Source organism: Pseudomonas wuhanensis, from assembly GCF_030687395.1.
In the GTDB taxonomy this organism is placed as follows: domain Bacteria; phylum Pseudomonadota; class Gammaproteobacteria; order Pseudomonadales; family Pseudomonadaceae; genus Aquipseudomonas; species Aquipseudomonas wuhanensis.
On record NZ_CP117430.1, the window covers coordinates 2,212,939 to 2,229,859 of the forward strand.

Annotated in this window: 12 protein-coding genes; 5 read left to right on the forward strand and 7 right to left on the reverse strand. The window is 60.6% G+C overall.

Going from position 1 to position 16,921, the window contains the following annotated elements; genetic code table 11:
• Nucleotides 1-225: 225 nt before the first annotated feature.
• From PSH88_RS10320 to PSH88_RS10335, 4 genes are all read right to left on the reverse strand, one after another.
• Entirely contained in the window at nucleotides 226-1,896 is a 1,671-nt protein-coding gene (locus tag PSH88_RS10320; protein ID WP_305426124.1) for a bifunctional protein-serine/threonine kinase/phosphatase, read from the reverse strand.
• Nucleotides 1,897-1,903: 7 nt separating this feature from the next.
• On the reverse strand, nucleotides 1,904-3,115 hold the full coding sequence (locus tag PSH88_RS10325; RefSeq protein ID WP_305426125.1) for a nitrate/nitrite transporter: 1,212 nt from the start codon (nucleotides 3,113-3,115) through the stop codon (nucleotides 1,904-1,906).
• A gap of 259 nt (nucleotides 3,116-3,374) precedes the next feature.
• Nucleotides 3,375-3,950: an ANTAR domain-containing response regulator gene (locus PSH88_RS10330; RefSeq protein WP_008006986.1), complete on the reverse strand. Its 576-nt coding sequence runs from the start codon at nucleotides 3,948-3,950 to the stop codon at nucleotides 3,375-3,377.
• Between the two features lie 15 nt (nucleotides 3,951-3,965).
• Nucleotides 3,966-5,177 (reverse strand): CmpA/NrtA family ABC transporter substrate-binding protein, encoded by a 1,212-nt coding sequence (locus PSH88_RS10335; RefSeq protein WP_305426126.1) that lies wholly within the window; start codon nucleotides 5,175-5,177, stop codon nucleotides 3,966-3,968.
• A gap of 228 nt (nucleotides 5,178-5,405) precedes the next feature.
• On the opposite strand from PSH88_RS10335, the gene PSH88_RS10340 reads away from it, so the two are divergent.
• Nucleotides 5,406-6,425 carry a quinone-dependent dihydroorotate dehydrogenase gene (locus tag PSH88_RS10340; RefSeq protein ID WP_305426966.1) on the forward strand — a complete coding sequence of 340 codons (1,020 nt, stop codon included), beginning with the start codon at nucleotides 5,406-5,408 and terminating at the stop codon, nucleotides 6,423-6,425.
• 299 nt (nucleotides 6,426-6,724) lie between these two features.
• Here PSH88_RS10340 and rmf read toward each other — a convergent pair whose 3' ends face one another.
• Nucleotides 6,725-6,940 carry a ribosome modulation factor gene (rmf, locus tag PSH88_RS10345; protein ID WP_003223300.1) on the reverse strand — a complete coding sequence of 72 codons (216 nt, stop codon included), beginning with the start codon at nucleotides 6,938-6,940 and terminating at the stop codon, nucleotides 6,725-6,727.
• Between the two features lie 530 nt (nucleotides 6,941-7,470).
• Between rmf and rlmKL the strand changes: the two genes are divergently transcribed.
• Together rlmKL and PSH88_RS10355 are read left to right on the forward strand one after the other, a co-directional pair.
• A complete protein-coding gene (rlmKL, locus tag PSH88_RS10350; RefSeq protein ID WP_305426127.1) occupies nucleotides 7,471-9,741 on the forward strand; it encodes a bifunctional 23S rRNA (guanine(2069)-N(7))-methyltransferase RlmK/23S rRNA (guanine(2445)-N(2))-methyltransferase RlmL in 2,271 nt (756 codons plus the stop codon).
• A gap of 143 nt (nucleotides 9,742-9,884) precedes the next feature.
• Nucleotides 9,885-12,275 (forward strand): sensor domain-containing diguanylate cyclase, encoded by a 2,391-nt coding sequence (locus tag PSH88_RS10355; RefSeq protein ID WP_305426128.1) that lies wholly within the window; start codon nucleotides 9,885-9,887, stop codon nucleotides 12,273-12,275.
• A 132-nt stretch (nucleotides 12,276-12,407) separates the two neighbouring features.
• On the opposite strand, the gene dacB is transcribed toward PSH88_RS10355, so the two are convergent.
• Nucleotides 12,408-13,868: a D-alanyl-D-alanine carboxypeptidase/D-alanyl-D-alanine endopeptidase gene (gene dacB, locus PSH88_RS10360; protein ID WP_305426129.1), complete on the reverse strand. Its 1,461-nt coding sequence runs from the start codon at nucleotides 13,866-13,868 to the stop codon at nucleotides 12,408-12,410.
• Nucleotides 13,869-14,101: 233 nt separating this feature from the next.
• Between dacB and PSH88_RS10365 the strand changes: the two genes are divergently transcribed.
• Nucleotides 14,102-14,446, forward strand: coding sequence for a YggL family protein (locus PSH88_RS10365; RefSeq protein ID WP_007896965.1), 345 nt, complete (start codon nucleotides 14,102-14,104; stop codon nucleotides 14,444-14,446).
• A gap of 144 nt (nucleotides 14,447-14,590) precedes the next feature.
• Here PSH88_RS10365 and PSH88_RS10370 read toward each other — a convergent pair whose 3' ends face one another.
• Nucleotides 14,591-15,781, reverse strand: coding sequence for a benzoate/H(+) symporter BenE family transporter (locus PSH88_RS10370; protein WP_305426130.1), 1,191 nt, complete (start codon nucleotides 15,779-15,781; stop codon nucleotides 14,591-14,593).
• A gap of 357 nt (nucleotides 15,782-16,138) precedes the next feature.
• On the opposite strand from PSH88_RS10370, the gene PSH88_RS10375 reads away from it, so the two are divergent.
• Nucleotides 16,139-16,903, forward strand: coding sequence for a GntR family transcriptional regulator (locus tag PSH88_RS10375; protein ID WP_305426131.1), 765 nt, complete (start codon nucleotides 16,139-16,141; stop codon nucleotides 16,901-16,903).
• The last annotated feature ends 18 nt before the right edge of the window (nucleotides 16,904-16,921 follow it).

Below are 16,921 nucleotides of genomic sequence, written 5' to 3' on the forward strand. Positions count from 1 at the left end.
TGGGCTTTATGTATGTTGGGAAAGGTAATGCAGTGGTTGTGCCAAGTCGGACATATGCCGAATTTATCGGCTCTCAGCGTGGGAGAAGGGTGTTTTCGTGCACCGGTTCAATGCGCTATGCCCGGTTTTGAAGCAAAAAAGTCAAAAGATCGCAGCCTACGGCAGCTCCCGCAGGAGATCGTGGGCACCCGAAGGAGCTGCCGCAGGCTGCGATCTTTTGATCTTTTAACCGTGAAACAACAAAAACAGCAGCACTAAATTCACCAGCAATGACACCAGTGCCAATGTCCGCCAGACCTTCAACGGTTCGCGTTCCAGCAACGGTCTGGGGCGCACGCTCAAACTGCGACGTTCCCCTTGTTCCAGCACCAGCAACCATTCCTCGGCCGTTTCAAAACGCTGATCCGGAGCCACCGCCACCGCCCGCTCCAGACTTTGCGCGATCCACTCCGGCAGGTCGGGCCGGTAGCGACTGGCACTGACAGGCACACCAAACCGAGGGCGCTGGAACGCTTCGATTTCGCCGTAGGGATAATGCCCGGTCAGCAGGTAGTACAAGGTCACGCCGACGGCATACAAATCCTGTTGGGGTGTCGGCGGGTCGCCGCGAAAGGCTTCCGGCGCGATATAGCTGGGCGTTCCGGGCAGGGCGCAAGCTTGATCTTCGGACAGCCCGGGGCAGTAGGCGAGGCCGAAATCCAGCAAGCGCAACTCGCCGTCGTCCCCCAGCAGCAGGTTCTCCGGTTTGATATCGCGATGCAGAATTTGCCGTCGATGCAAGATGCCGACGGCCCGCAGCAGGCGTTCGGCCAGATCCAGCCATTGAGCCAGCGGCAGCGTTGCGACACGCTCATGCAACTCAGCCAAGGTAGATCCGGAATATTCACGCATCACGTAGTACAAATGCTGACGCTGACTGGCGGTATGGACTTCAGGAAAATGCCGCCCGGCCACACGCTTGAGAAACCATTCCTCCGACAACAATGCCTGCCCGGCCTGGTGATCGTCACGGAGCGCACCGGGCAAGGTTTTCAGCAGCCAGGGTTGTTGTTGTGCGTCGCGTACCCGATAAAGCAGCGATTGCTGGCTCTGGCCGAGTATTCCCTCGACCTGCCAGCCTTCGAAGGTCTGGCCCGGCTTCAGCGCAGGCGGGAGTGGCCATTGCTGTAGATGAATAAGCGCGTCGCCAATGCTGGTTTCACCGAGGGCATCGACCCGCACCAGCAGGGCGCTGGCGTTGTCCTGACTGCCGGCCAGGTGCGCAGCGCTGACCAACGTCTGCGCAGCACTGTCCAGATCAGGTTGATCGCGCAGAATCGCCGCAATGGCCGTGTCGCCCAGCACGGCCCAGATGCCGTCGCTGAGCAGCACGAAGCTCTCGTTCAGGCGCAGTTCGCCATCCAGAAAATCCAGTACCAGATGCTGATCCAGTCCCAGGGCCCGTTTAAGCACATGTTGCATGCCCGGCTGGTCCCAGACGTGATCCTCGCTCACCCGTTGCAGCGTGTCGGCGTGCCAGCGATAAACCCGGCAATCGCCGACATGCGCCAAGGTGAAACGCCTGCCGCGCATCACCAAGGCACTGACTGTGGTCAGCAGCGGTTGCCCGCCGCCGTTAGCCTGCAACCAGCGATTTTGCGCCAGTAGCAGACGGTCCAATGCCTGGGCGACACCCCAGGTTTCCGGGGTGGCGTAGTAGTCCAGCGCCAAGGCCTGCAAGGTCGAACGGGCGGCGAGCCCGCCGTCGGCACATTGGCTGACGCCATCGGCGATGGCGAACAGGTAACCCTTGCTTGCCGCCAGCGCCGGGGCCGGAGTGACCAGGCGCAGAGCGTCCTGGTTCTCCTCGCGGGGGCCGATGGCGCTGTGTTCGGCAAAACTCAGTTGCAGGCTCATTCAGTCCTCACACCCGTGCAGCGGTGACGGCTGCCGAACCCCAAGTGGTTCTCCAGCGACGTTTTACGCCGTGCAGACCGAACCAGGCAAGTACGCCGAGGCTGGCAAACAACCACAAGGCCAGTTGATAGCTGCCGGTGCTTTGCTTGATCGCGCCCATACCAGCCGCCAGTGCGAAGCCACCGATGCCGCCGGCCATGCCGATCAGGCCGGTCATCACACCGATCTCCCGACGAAAACGCTGCGGGACCAACTGGAATACCGCACCGTTGCCTGCACCCAAACCGAGCATGGTGCAGACGAAAAGCGCCAACGCGGCGTAGGAACTCGGCAGATTGAAACCCACTGTCGCAATGCAGATCGCTGCCACGGTGTACATCGCCAGCAAGGTGCGAATCCCGCCGAAGCGATCCGCCAGCGCGCCGCCCAACGGACGCATCAGGCTGCCACCGAACACACAAGCCGCAGTGTAGTAGCCGGCGGTCACTGGGCTCAGGCCGTATTGGTCGTTGAAGTAGCCGGGCAGGGCGCTGGCCAGACCGATGAAGCCACCGAAGGTCACGCTGTAGAAAAACATGAACCACCAGCTGTCGCGGTCACCCAAGGCCTTCAAGTAGTCGGACATGGACTTGGCTTTCGGGCGCTCAGGCGCATTCTTGGCCAACCAGTAGAAGACGATCAGGGTCAGGATCAGGGGGATCAGGGCGAAGCCGAACACATTGCTCCAGCCAAATGCGGCAGCCAGCACTGGGGCGATCAGCGCAGCGAGCACGGTGCCTGAGTTGCCGGCACCGGCGATGCCCATGGCTTTGCCTTGGTGCTGGGGCGGATACCATTGCGAGGCCAACGGCAGGGCGACGGCGAAGGACGCACCGGCCATGCCGAGGAACAGGCCCAGCAACAGCGCTTGCTCGTAAGTGTGAATGCCGACTTTCCAGGCGACGAACAGGGCGCAGATGACGATCACCTGGCCGATTATCCCGGCGGTTTTTGGCGACAGGCGATCAGCCAGCAGGCCCATCGCAAAGCGCAATACGGCGCCGGCCAGAATCGGCGTGGCCACCATCAGACCGCGCTGTTGGGTGGTCAGCTGCAGGTCAGCGGCGATCTGCACCGCCATTGGGCCGAGCAGGTACCAGACCATGAAGCTCAGATCGAAATAGAGGAAGGCTGCGAACAGTGTCGGGGTATGGCCGGATTTCCAGAAGCTTGAATTCATCGCGCACCTCAGCTGTCAGGCGTATCAAGAAGGAGTCATGAGCTTGCAGGTGGGGCGCCACAACGGCCGCACCACCAGCCCCGGTCTCTGGGGCCAAAACGGAAAAACGCCGCTACCCGATCCGCCAAGGGGGCGAATGAGGTGAGCGACGTCTTTGTCGTAGGTGGGGCAACCGCCGTTGGTTACCTTGCAGGGATTTACTTAGCGAGATCTGTGCCAACAAGTGAGATCGAGTCGTCAGCACAGGCTCCGCAAGGCTTCAGCCAAGCAGTTCACTCATGGCAATGATCTGCTCCGCCACCTGTATCAGCTTCTGCTGGCGGCTCATGGCCTGGCGGCGCATCAGGGTGTAGGCCTCTTCTTCGTTGCAGTCCTTCATTTTCATCAGCAGCCCCTTGGCCAGCTCGATGCGCTTGCGTTCGGCCAGTTGCTGGTCGCGGGCGTGCAGTTGCGCGCGCAGGGCCTGGTCGCTTTCAAAGCGCGCCATGGCCACGTCGAGAATCGGCTGCAAGCGTTGTGCGTGAATGCCTTCGACGATGTAGGCACTGACGCCGGACTTGATCGCCCGGCGCATCACGTCGGGGTCGTGCTCGTCGGTGAACATCACAATCGGTCGTGGTTGGTCACGGGTCACCAGCACCACTTGCTCCATCACATCGCGGCTCGGTGACTCGGTATCGATCAGAATCACGTCCGGACGCACCGTTTCGACGCGCGCGGGCAGGTCAATGGTCAGGCCGGACTCGTCGATGACCTCGAACCCGGCTTCGGTCAGAGCCGCTTTCAGGCGCCCGACTTTTTTCGCAGTGTCGTTGATCAGCAGGATACGCAACATATTCGCAGGCTCCTGTCAGCGGCTGGCGAGAAGGGGAGCGCTGTCGCTCATGGCGTGCAGCGTGAAGCTGCGGGCATAGCCGACCGGGTCCGAGCCGTCCCAGACTTTGCCGTCGATCAGTTGACTGCTGCGCATTTCCTGACTCCGGATGGGCACACCGACAGCGGTGGCGGCCTCACGGTATAAGTCTAGTTGCTGGACCTGGCGGGCCACGCCGAGGTAATCCGGGTCGTCACGCAACAAACCCCAGCGCCGGAACTGGGTCATGAACCACATACCGTCGGACAAATACGGAAAATTGACCTCGCCATTACCGTGGAAACGCATGGCGTGCGGGTCTTGCCAGCGATTACCCAAACCGTCGGCGTAGTCACCGAGCAAGCGCGGTTCGATGCAATCGAGCGGTGCATCCAGATACTCAGGCGCACTCAACAGTTGCGCGGTGCTGCGGCGATTTTCGCGGCTGGCTTCGATGAATCGGCTGGCTTCGAGGATCGCCATCACCAAGGCCCGTGCGGTGTTGGGGTATTGCTCGACAAAGGCGCGGGTGCAGCCGAGGACCTTTTCCGGGTGATCGGGCCAGAGGGTCTGGCTGGTGGCCATCGTAAAACCGAGATTCTGCTGCACTGCACTGGCGGCCCACGGTTCACCGACGCAGAATCCGTCGATGCGCCCGGCTTGCAGGTGCGCGACCATTTGCGGCGGCGGCACCACCACGCTGTCGACATCCTGCAATGGATGAATGCCCTGACTCGCGAGCCAGTAATACAGCCACATGGCGTGGGTACCCGTAGGAAATGTCTGGGCGAAGGTCAGTTTTGGGCGACTTTGGTGCACGTGCAGGTGAAGTGCTTCAGGACTGGTCACGCCCTGGGCCTGCAAACCGTGGGAGAGGTTGATGCTCTGGCCATTCTGGTTCAGGCCCATGAGCACGGCCATGTCGGTGGAGGCTACGCCGCCGATGCCCAGGTGCACGGCGTAAATCAGGCCGTACAGGCTGTGGGCGGCGTCGAGTTCGCCGCTGACCAGTTTGTCTCGCAGGTTGGCCCAGGACGATTGGCGCTTGAGGTTCAGGGTCAGGCCGTAGGGTTGGGCAAAGCCCTGAGTGGCCGCGACCACCACTGAGGCGCAGTCGCTCAGGGCCATGAAGCCGAGGTTGATTGCGGTTTTTTCCGGGGCATCGCTGCCATTGACCCAGGCCAGTGGGCCGGCTGATGGTTCGTTCATCGATTTCGCACCTTCCAAAAAAAAGCGTCGTCCCAGGCCTTTGCGTGGGCAAAGCCGGGTGACGACGCCATTGTCCTTCCACTCATCCCGCCGTTGGCATGAGTGCTGATGCCGGTGACGGTGCAAGGCATATGCCATCGCTGGCTGATTTTGTTGCGCGCCTCGCGTGAAGCCCTGATGCGCGGCTATAATCGCCGCCTCTCATCGCCAACCGAGTCAAGCCTGCCCATGTACACCCTGGCCCGTCAGCTGTTGTTCAAACTTTCCCCGGAAACCTCCCACGATCTGTCCCTGGACCTGATCGGCGCGGGCGGGCGTTTGGGCCTTAACGGCTTGCTGTGCAAGGCGCCGGCGAAACTGCCGGTGACGGTCATGGGCCTGGAGTTCCCGAACCCGGTGGGTTTGGCAGCCGGACTGGACAAAAACGGCGCAGCGATCGATGGGTTTGCCCAATTGGGTTTCGGTTTCGTCGAAATCGGCACCATCACGCCGCGTCCGCAACCGGGCAACCCGAAACCACGGATTTTCCGCTTGCCGGAGGCCGAGGCGATCATCAACCGCATGGGCTTCAACAACCTCGGCGTCGATCACTTGCTCGCTCGCGTGGCGGCGGCCAAATACAAGGGTGTGCTGGGCATCAACATCGGCAAGAACTTCGATACGCCGGTTGAGCGCGCGGTCGACGACTACCTGATTTGCCTGGACAAGGTTTACGCCCACGCCAGCTACGTCACGGTCAACGTCAGCTCGCCGAACACCCCGGGCCTGCGCAGCCTGCAATTCGGTGATTCGCTCAAGCAATTGCTCGCCGACCTGGCCACCCGCCGGGCGGAACTGGCCCTGCGCCACGGCAAACATGTACCGCTGGCGATCAAGATCGCGCCGGACATGACCGATGAAGAAACCGCTCAAGTCGCCCAGGCGTTGATCGAAACCGGGATGGATGCGGTGATCGCCACCAACACCACCCTGAGTCGCGTCGGTGTCGAAGGCCTGGAGCATGGTGACGAGGCGGGCGGTCTGTCCGGCGCACCGGTTCGCGACAAGAGCACTCATACGGTGAAGGTGCTGGCGGCGGAACTGGCCGGTCGCTTGCCGATCATCGCCGTGGGCGGTATCACCGAAGGCAAGCACGCGGCTGAGAAAATCGCAGCGGGTGCCAGTTTGGTGCAGATCTATTCGGGCTTTATCTATAAAGGCCCGGCGTTGATTCGTGAATCGGTAGACGCCATCGCGGCCCTGCGCTAGAGGCTGATGTCGATGGGGGGCTTTTTGTGGCGAGGGAGCTTGCTCCCGCTGGGCTGCGAAGCAGTCGTAAATCCTGCAATCGCGTTTTACCAGATACACCGAGTTGATTGGTTTTTGGGGCCGCTTCGCAGCCCAGCGGGAGCAAGCTCCCTCGCCACAAAAAGCCCCGCCGCCATATTTACAGGAATAAAAAAGGGCTCCTCGAAGGAGCCCCTGGGCCGAAGCCCGCCGTCCGGATGGGACGTGCGTGGTTAAGTCGTTGCGTAATCAGATTGTCGTGTCGGAGTGTGTGCCCTGTATTAGCCGACGGCGTGAAGTTCGTTGAGTCTGTGGATTCCCGCAGTGCCGGTCATACCGTCCCAGTTGTCGCCGCGTCCTTCTCGCCAGCCATTGATCCAGGCTTGGCGTACCGACGGTAGAGTAAAAGGGCAAAGCTCACGGGATTTACCACCAACGCCATATTGATATCCGCGCAAAAATGCTCTTTCCAACGGATCACGCTTAAGTCTTCTCATAGGGTGTTGCCCTCACTTGTTGACTGTATTTATCGCGTCGACCTCAATCGAGGTCAGGCAGAAAAATCCTGCCGTTGGCGGCTCGCTGCCGGCGTCGCGAGCCAAGGTGTTGACGCCGTTGCGACGTCAACCTGAGTTGAGTTCTAACCAATGCGTCACATCGAGGGAATGATCGTTTTGTCATAAGAACGTAACCATAAAGATGTTATGGCCATAAGTAACACGATATTTGTCCCGTGTTTATTGGCCAAAGCCCGGTATGATCGGCCCTGCGCGGGGTGAGAGGGGTGAGGCCTTTAACGAGAATGACACCCGTTCACCTGGGGACTATTCGACGAAGGGTCGACTTATGACATTTTGTTGCATCAACTTTTTTATCTGCCCTGGCATCTAAGCTCTTTTAACCCGAGCAGTCAGGGTGGGACGGCACACTTTCGTGCCACGCGGGCGTTCTGTTAGAAAAACGCCTGATTGAAAACCGGATCGGCAATGCGTTGCCGGTTCACTTAGCTAAAGGCTCTGGAACTACCATGTCCGATCGTTTCGAACTCTTCCTCACTTGCCCAAAAGGCCTTGAAGGCCTGCTCATCGAGGAAGCCGTCGGGCTTGGCCTTGAGGAAGCACGTGAGCACACCTCGGCTGTGCGCGGCATGGCCACCATGGAAACCGCTTATCGCCTGTGCCTGTGGTCGCGCCTGGCGAACCGCGTGCTGCTGGTGCTCAAGCGCTTCCCGATGAAGGATGCCGAAGACCTCTACCACGGCGTGCTGGATATCGAGTGGCAAGATCACATGCTCAACGATGGCACCCTGGCGGTCGAATTCAGCGGTCACGGTTCGGGCATTGATAACACGCACTTCGGCGCCTTGAAGGTCAAGGATGCGATCGTCGACAAACTGCGCACCCCGCAGGGCGATCGTCCGTCTATCGACAAGCTCAACCCGGACCTGCGCATTCACCTGCGTCTGGACCGTGGCGAAGCGATTTTGTCCCTCGACCTGTCCGGTCACAGCCTGCACCAGCGTGGTTATCGCTTGCAGCAGGGCGCCGCGCCGCTGAAGGAAAACCTCGCGGCGGCGATTCTGATCCGTTCCGGCTGGCCACGAATTGCCGCCGAGGGCGGCGCCCTGGCTGACCCGATGTGCGGTGTCGGTACGTTCCTGGTCGAAGCCGCGATGATCGCCGCCGACATGGCGCCGAACCTGCGTCGCGAGCAGTGGGGCTTCACCGCCTGGCTCGGTCACGTGCCGGCGCTGTGGAAAAAGCTCCACGAAGAAGCCACCGAACGCGCCGCGGCCGGTCTGGCCAAGCCACCGCTGTGGATTCGCGGTTACGAAGCTGACCCGCGCCTGATTCAACCGGGCCGCAATAACGTCGAACGTGCCGGCCTGAGTGAGTGGATCAAAATCTATCAGGGCGAAGTCGCGACGTTCGAGCCGCGCCCGGACCAGAACCAGAAAGGCCTGGTGATCTGCAACCCTCCGTACGGCGAGCGTCTGGGCGATGAGGCGAGCCTGCTCTACCTCTACCAGAACCTCGGCGAACGTCTGCGTCAGGCCTGCCTGAACTGGGAAGCGGCGGTGTTCACCGGCGCCCCGGACCTGGGCAAGCGCATGGGCATCCGCAGCCATAAGCAGTACTCGTTCTGGAACGGCGCCTTGCCGTGCAAATTGCTGCTGATCAAGGTCACGCCAGACCAGTTCGTCACCGGTGAGCGTCGCACCCCGGAACAGCGCCAGATCGAGCGCGAACAGGCCGAAGTCGAAGTCGCAGACAACGACGTAGCACCTGGCAAGTACGAGAAGTACAACAAGAACGGCAACCCGATCAAACCGGCCCCGGTGGTGATCGAGCAACCGCGCTTGAGCGAAGGCGGGCAGATGTTTGCCAACCGTCTGCAAAAAAACCTCAAGGCGCTGGGCAAGTGGGTCAAGCGTGAAGGCATCGACTGCTACCGCGTCTACGATGCCGACATGCCAGAATATTCCATGGCCATCGACCTGTATCACGATTGGGTCCACGTCCAGGAATACGCCGCACCAAAATCCATCGACCCGGAAAAAGCCTCGGCGCGGATGTTCGATGCCCTGGCGGCAATCCCGCAAGCGTTGAACATCGACAAGAACCGCGTGGTGGTCAAGCGTCGCGAGCGTCAGAGCGGCACCAAGCAGTACGAACGCCAGAGCGCACAGGGCAAGTTCAATGAGGTCAACGAAGGCGGCGTGAAGCTATTGGTGAACCTCACCGACTACCTCGACACCGGGCTGTTCCTCGACCACCGGCCGATGCGCATGCGGATTCAAAAAGAGGCGGCGGGCAAGCGCTTCCTCAACCTGTATTGCTACACCGCGACCGCCAGTGTCCATGCCGCCAAGGGTGGCGCGCGCAGCACCACCAGCGTCGACCTGTCGAAAACGTATCTGGATTGGGCGCGTCGCAACCTGTCGCTGAACGGTTTCTCCGACAAGAACCGTCTGGAGCAGGGCGATGTAATGGCTTGGCTCGATGCCTGCCGTGACGAGTACGACCTGATCTTCATCGACCCGCCGACCTTCTCTAACTCCAAGCGCATGGAAGGGATCTTCGACGTGCAGCGTGATCAGGTGCAGTTGATCGACCTGGCCATGGCGCGTCTGGCACCGGGCGGGGTGTTGTATTTCTCCAACAACTTCCGCAAGTTCCAGCTCGAGGAAAACCTCACCGAGCGTTATGCCGTTGAAGAAATCACGGCCCAGACCATCGATCCCGATTTCGCCCGTAATGGCAAGATCCACCGTGCCTGGAAGATCACTGCTCGCTGACACTTGAGCCTGATTGGATCCACAGAGCCTTGATTTTCAAAGGCTCTTGGGTTCTTTCAGTGCTGGTCAAATTAGTGGCTAATAGCTATAACTCAACCCATGGCCAATGGGCTTTCCGGCACCTGGCGTTATGAGTTGCGTTTATGTCGTTACACGCCGTGCGCCCCAAGATCCTGGGTTTTATCCGCGAAGATGTTTCGGCCTGGCTGGTCGCGCTGCTGGTATTGCTCGTTGGCGGGATTCTCACGGGATTGTTGGCCTGGGCGACGTTCAATCAATTTCATATGCAATTGCGGCAACGTTTCCAGCTGCTTGCCAGTGAACGTTACAGCCGTATCGAAGAACGTTTCGAAGATCAGGAGCAGCGCCTCGACGGGCTGCGTCGGTTCTTCGTCAATTCCGAATCGGTGTCCCGCGAGGAATTCGACGGTTACGCCAAACCTCTTTTGCGGCGCACCCTAGCCTATTCCTGGGCCCCTCGGGTTTCCCGCGCCGAACGTCCCCTGCTTGAACGCGTGGTGAGAGAAGAAGGCTTGAGCGGTTTCACCTTTCGCGAACTCACCGCCGACGGCCAGTTGCAACTGGCCACGGAACGGGACGAATACGTACCGGTGCTCTACACCCAAACCCAAAGCCGATTGCCCACGCCGCTGGGGTACGACCTGCTGGCCCAAGCGCTGCGTCGTTCGACCCTGGAACGGGCCGATCGCAATGGCCGCATGGCCGTGTCGCAACCGTTGCATCTGGTAGGCATCGAGCCCGCCTATTCGCGAGGCGTGTTGCTGGTAGCGCCCGTCATCCATCAGGACCTGCCGAACGCCGCGCCCGACGGGTATGTCATGGCGGTGATCAGCATGCACCAGCTGTTGGCGGACGGTCTGCCGGAAGAGAATCATGACTCTCTCTCGGTGCGTATCCTCGACTTGTCCACCGATGATCAACACGAAGTGTTGTACGAGTCGACCAACACGGCGGGGGCCAGTGACTTGTCCTCCACGCGTTTGCTACGTCTGGCCGACCATGATTATCAAGTGGATATGCGCCCCAGCGCCGCGTTCCTGAAAGCCAACCATTCCTCGGTGGCCAGCCTGGTGGTGCTCGGCAGTTTGCTCAGCCTGCTGCTCAGTGTGTTTCTCTATGTGCTGGTCAGCCAGCGGCAGCGGGCGCTGAAAATGGTGGAGCTGCGGACCCAGGAACTTCACGACCGTGAACAAGAGTTGCGCGGCACGCATGGCCAGTTGCGTGGTGTGCTGGATGCCGCGACTCAGGTGGCGATCATCGCCACCGACCTGCGCGGAATCATCAGCACCTTCAACGCTGGCGCAGAGCAGATGCTCGGTTACTTCAGTGCTCAGGTCGTGGGCCATATGACCCTGGAAAATCTGCACCTGCCCCGGGAGCTCGAAGCGCGCTCTGCGGAGTTGAGCGCGCGCTATGGCAAGCCAATCCCGAGGTGTCAGGCGATGCTGGTCGAAGGCGGGGAAGAGGGCGGTCACGAAGCCCGGGAGTGGACACTGGTGCGCCACGACGGCACTCATTTGACGGTGAACATGCTGGCGACCCCGGTCCTCGACGAGCAAGGCTTGTGGGTCGGGCACCTGGCGATCTGTATCGACATCACCGAGCGCAAGCGCGTCCACGAAGCCCTGGCGGCACGGGACTTGTTGTTGAAAAAACTCAGTGCCCATGTGCCCGGCGGGATTTACCAGTTCAAGATGGAATTCGATGGGCGCTTCAGCGTGATCTACGCCAGCGACGGAATGCGCGATATCTACGAACTCGAGCCGGACGTGCTGTTGCTCAACGCCGAAGCGGTGTTTGCGCGGATTCATCCTCAGGACACGCGTCGGGTCCGCGCTTCGATCCTGGCCTCGGCGGACACCCTCAGCCCCTGGCGTGAAGAGTACCGCGTGCAATTGCCCCTGCGCGGTCTGCGCTGGGTCCGCGGTGAAGCGACGCCGGAGGAACTGCCCGGTGGCGGTGTGCTGTGGCATGGCTACATTTCGGACATCTCCGATCTCAAGCGTGTGGAAGAGGAATTGCGTGCACTGTCGGTGACCGACTCCCTGACCGGGATCCATAACCGTCGCTACTTCCAGGAGCGCCTGACCACCGAAATGGCCCGGGTCGAGCGCGGCGGTGGCGAGTTATCGGTGATCATGCTCGACATCGATCACTTCAAACGCATCAACGATCAGCACGGTCATGCCGTGGGTGATCGGGTATTGCAGGCCGTGTGCGAGCGCATTGGCGGTCGCCTGCGGCGCACTGATGTGTTTTGTCGCCTGGGCGGCGAAGAGTTCATGGTGCTCTGTCCGGATATCGACGGCGAACAGGCTCAGGTGCTGGCCGTGGAGTTGTGGCAAGGGTTGCGCAGTGCGCCGATCGACGAGGTCGGGATCGTCACCGCGAGTTTCGGGATTGCCAGCTGGCGGGCCGGAGAGGGCGCGGATGCGCTGCTGTTGCGGGCTGACTCAGGGGTGTATGCGGCGAAGCAGGCGGGAAGGGATCGGGTTGAGGGGCAGATGAGTTAACCCAGCCAAGATGATCGTTCCCACGCTCTGCGTGGGAATGCCTCAATGGACGCTCCGCGTCCGCTTCGGCAGGGACGCGGAGCGTCACTGGCAGCATTCCCACGCAGAGCGTGGGAACGATCAGGTTGGGAGTTACAACACCGAAGCCGTTTCCGGCAATTTCGGCTGGCGATACAGGTCCAGCAGCACCTGATCCAGCACCGAGGAAGCGCCAAACGGTGCCTTGTCATTGAGGATCGCCACCACCGCCCAGGTATTGCCATTGACGTCGCGACTGTAACCGGAGATGGCACGCACGGTGTTCAGGGTGCCGGTCTTGACGTGGGCTTCACCGCGCATCGCGGTGGTCTTCAGGCGTTTGCGCATGGTGCCGTCGGTGCCGGCAATCGGCATCGAGCTGATGAACTCGGCGGAATACGGGCTGCGCCAGGCAGCTTGCAGCATCGCGGCCATTTCACGCGCACTCACTCGCTCGGCGCGGGACAGGCCGGAGCCGTTCTCCATCACCAGGTGCGGCGCGGTGATGCCTTTCCTTGCCAGCCACTGACGCACCACGCGTTGGGCTGCCTTGGCGTCGTCACCGTCGGCATCAGTGCGGAACTTCTGACCCAGGCTCAGGAACAACTGCTGAGCCATGGTGTTGTTACTGTATTTGTTGATGTCGCGAATGATTTCCGCCAGGTCTGGCGAATAGGCCCGGGCCAGTACCTTGGCGTTGCTCGGCGTCGGTGCCAGACGATCCTGGCCCTGGATGCTGCCGCCCAATTCCTTCCAGATCGCCCGCACAGCGCCGGCGGTGTAGGTCGCGTGATCGAGCAGCGACAGGTAGGTCTGGGAACTGCAGCCTTCGCCCAACTGACCGCCAACGGTCACGGTGACGCTGCCATCAGCCTGGGGCACCGGGTTATAACGCACGCCACCGGTGCATTGCTTGGAGTTGAGCGCCTTGACCTGATTGTCGATGCGGATGCTGGCAATCGGCGGCTCGACCGACACCAGGACCTTGCCCGAGTCGTTGCGGGCCACGAAGCGCAGGGCCTTGAGGTTGACCAGCAGCGCGTCGGGTTTGACCAGGAACGGTTTGTTCTCGTCATTGCCGTCGTCGTTGAATTCGGGCAGTTGCGGTTGCACGAAGAAGCCGCGGTCCAGCACCAGGTCGCCGGTGATCTGGGTCACGCCGTTGGCGCGCAAGTCGCGCATCAGCAGCCAGAGTTTTTCCATGTTCAGCTTCGGATCGCCGCCACCCTTGAGGTAGAGGTTGCCGTTGAGGATGCCACCGCTGAGGGTGCCGTCGGTGTAGAACTCGGTTTTCCACTGATGGTTAGGGCCGAGCATTTCCAGCGCGGCATACGTGGTCACCAGCTTCATGGTCGAGGCCGGGTTAACCGAAACATCCGCGTTATGAATGGTTGGGGTGCCCGGGCCGTTGAGCGGGATCATCACCAGCGACAGGGCGCTGTCCTGCAGTTTGCTGGCCTTGAGGGCCTTTTCGACGTTGGGCGACAGGGCGGTGTTGATCGAAGCGGCGGAAACGGGGAGGGCCAGGGGCAGAAGAAGGCTGGCCAGCAGCAATGGACGCAAAGATGTGATCATCTGAAATAAAACCCTACAGCCGAGGGGGAAAAGACGAGGGCATGGAGATAAATTCCCTCAGCGGTCATGAAAGTGTCGGCATTATGCCCCAAGGTGTAACGGCTTGTGCCGTACTCCGGTCGTCTAATCCGCTATTTTTTTACCGACGGTAGGCGTAGCGCTGTTCCGAGGCGGGCAATCGGCGCCTTAAACTGCTAAAGTGCGGCCCGTTATTACTTATGAGGATTGTTCCAATGGCGACTAACCGTTCCCAGCGTCTGCGCAAAAAACTGTGCGTCGATGAATTTCAAGAGCTGGGTTTCGAACTGAACCTGGATTTCAAAGAAGATTTGGCTGATGAAGCCATTGATGCTTTCCTCGACGCGTTCCTGAAAGAAGCCATGGAAGCTAACGGTCTGGGCTATGTTGGCGGCGACGACTTCGGTCTGGTGTGCCTGCAGAAGCGTGGCTCGGTCTCCGAAGAGCAGCGTGCCGCTGTTGAAGCCTGGCTCAAAGGCCGCAGCGAACTGACCGAAGCAACCGTCAGCCCGCTGATCGACGTCTGGTACCCGGAAAAGCCGATCAATCCGGTAGCTTGATGTTCTAAAAAACGGCGACCCAAGGGTCGCCGTTTTTTTATGCCTGCTTTTTGTCGGCGCATGGCTTGGCTCGCGATGTCGGTCTCGGGGATGCCTTCGCGGGCAAGCCTCGCTCCAACGATCACGCTGAACCACTACAGGCCCTCAGGCCTTGCGCCAATTCAAGATCATCAACGTAACCACCCCCGCCACAATCCCCCAAAACGCCGAACCGATGGAAAACAGCGTCAGCCCCGACGCCGTCACCATAAAGGTAATCAACGCCGCTTCCCGTTCCTGCACTTGCGCCATGGCAATGCTCAACCCATTGATGATCGAGCCGAACAGCGCCAGCGCGGCAATCGACAGCACCAGCTCTTTAGGCAACGCAGCAAACAACGCCGCCAGCGTCGCGCCGAACACCCCGGCAATCCCGTAGAAAATCCCGCACCAGACGGCTGCGGTGTAGCGCTTGTTGCGATCTTCATGGGCATGCGGCCCGGTGCAGATCGCCGCGCTGATGGCAGCCAGGTTGATCCCATGGGAGCCGAACGGCGCCAACAGCAATGAGGCTATGCCAGTGGTGGTGATCAGTGGCGAGGCCGGCACGTTGTAGCCATCGGCGCGCAATACGGCGATGCCCGGCATGTTCTGCGAGGTCATCGCCACCACGAACAGCGGAATGCCGATGCTGATGGTCGCGGCCAGGGAAAAATGCGGCGTGGTCCAGACCGGCGTTGCGACTTCCAGGTGGAAGCCACTGAAATCCAGCAACCCCATAAACCCCGACAGCGCAGTGCCAATCAACAGCGCGGCCAGCACCGCGTAGCGCGGCGACAGGCGTTTAACCACCAGACACGTGAAGAACATTCCCAGCACCAGCGCAGTGCGGTGCTGAGCGGCGACGAAAATCTCGCTGCCGATCTTGAACAGAATCCCCGCCAGCAATGCCGCCGCCAATGAGGCCGGAATTTTTTTCACCAGCCGTTCGAAGCTGCCGGTCAGGCCGCAAATGGTCACCAGCACTGCGCACGTGATGTAGGCGCCGATGGCCTCGCCATAACTGACACCGCCCAGGCTGGTAATCAGCAGCGCGGCGCCGGGGGTCGACCAGGCGATGGTAATCGGGGTGCGGTAGCGCAGGGACAAGCCGATCGAGCACACCGCCATGCCAATGGAGATCGCCCAGATCCACGACGAAATCTGCCCGCTAGTCAGCCCCGCTGCTTGCCCGGCCTGGAACATCAGCACCAGTGAACTGGTGTAGCCGGTCATCATGGCGATGAACCCGGCGACGATGGCCGAGGGTGACGTGTCAGTCAGGGGGCGAAGCTGCGTGTGCGTGGCGTCGGTCATGACAGCGGTGTTCCTTGTCTGATAAAGATGTCCGTAGCAACGCTGAACCCTGTGGGAGCGTGGCTTGCCCGCGAAGGCGTAGTGTCAGTCGACATAAATGCTGAATGACACGGCGCCTTCGCGGGCAAGCCACGCTCCCACAGGGTTTGCGTTCAGGCTGCGGATTCTGCGTTCAAGCCTAAACTGAAAAGTAACCGGTCGTTGCAATACAGCGAGGGCGACAAACAGCCGTACAGTCGTGTTGCCACCGTCCATTGTGTACAATCGCGGTGTTTTTTACGCGATACTTGCCAGCGACCCACTGTGCCGTATTACAGTCACGGTCAATTCGCCGCAGTTCTCCCGACTCGAGTGCCCATGAACGAACAGTTGCAACCCCTCAAGAAACAACCGCGAGCAGGCAAAGCCGGCCGCAGCGGTACCCAGGACGATATTGTCTACGCGCATATCTTCGAGGCTATCCTCGAACAGCGTCTGGCGCCCGGCACCAAGTTGAGCGAAGAAGCGCTGGGGGAAATTTTCGGGGTCAGCCGCACCATCATTCGCCGCGCCTTGTCGCGTCTGGCCCATGAAGGCGTGGTATTACTGCGACCGAATCGCGGTGCTGTCGTCGCCAGCCCGAGTGTCGAAGAGGCCCGTCAGGTGTTTCTGGCGCGGCGTCTGGTGGAGCGGGCGATTACTGAATTGGCGGTTCAGCACGCCACCGCCGAGCAACTTCTCGAATTGCGGCAGATGGTTAACGACGAGCGCGACAGCTTTTCCCGTGGCGATCGTGGTGCCGGTATCCGTCTGTCCGGCGAGTTCCATTTGAAACTGGCCGAAGCGGCAAAAAACGCGCCGCTGATCAGCTTCCAGCGCAGCCTGGTGTCCCAGACTTCGTTGATCATCGCCCAGTACGAGAGTGGCAACCGTTCCCACTGTTCGTATGATGAACACACCCAGTTGATCGACGCGATCGAAGCGCGGGACGCGACGCTGGCGGTGGATCTGATGATGCATCACATGGACCACATCGACAGCAAACTCAACCTCGACGAAGAAAGCGCGTCGGATGATTTGCATGCGGTGTTTTCGCATTTGTTGCAGACCAAGAAGCCTGGGCGTTCAACAGCCAAGCTTTAAGTCAGACCGTGTTGCGCC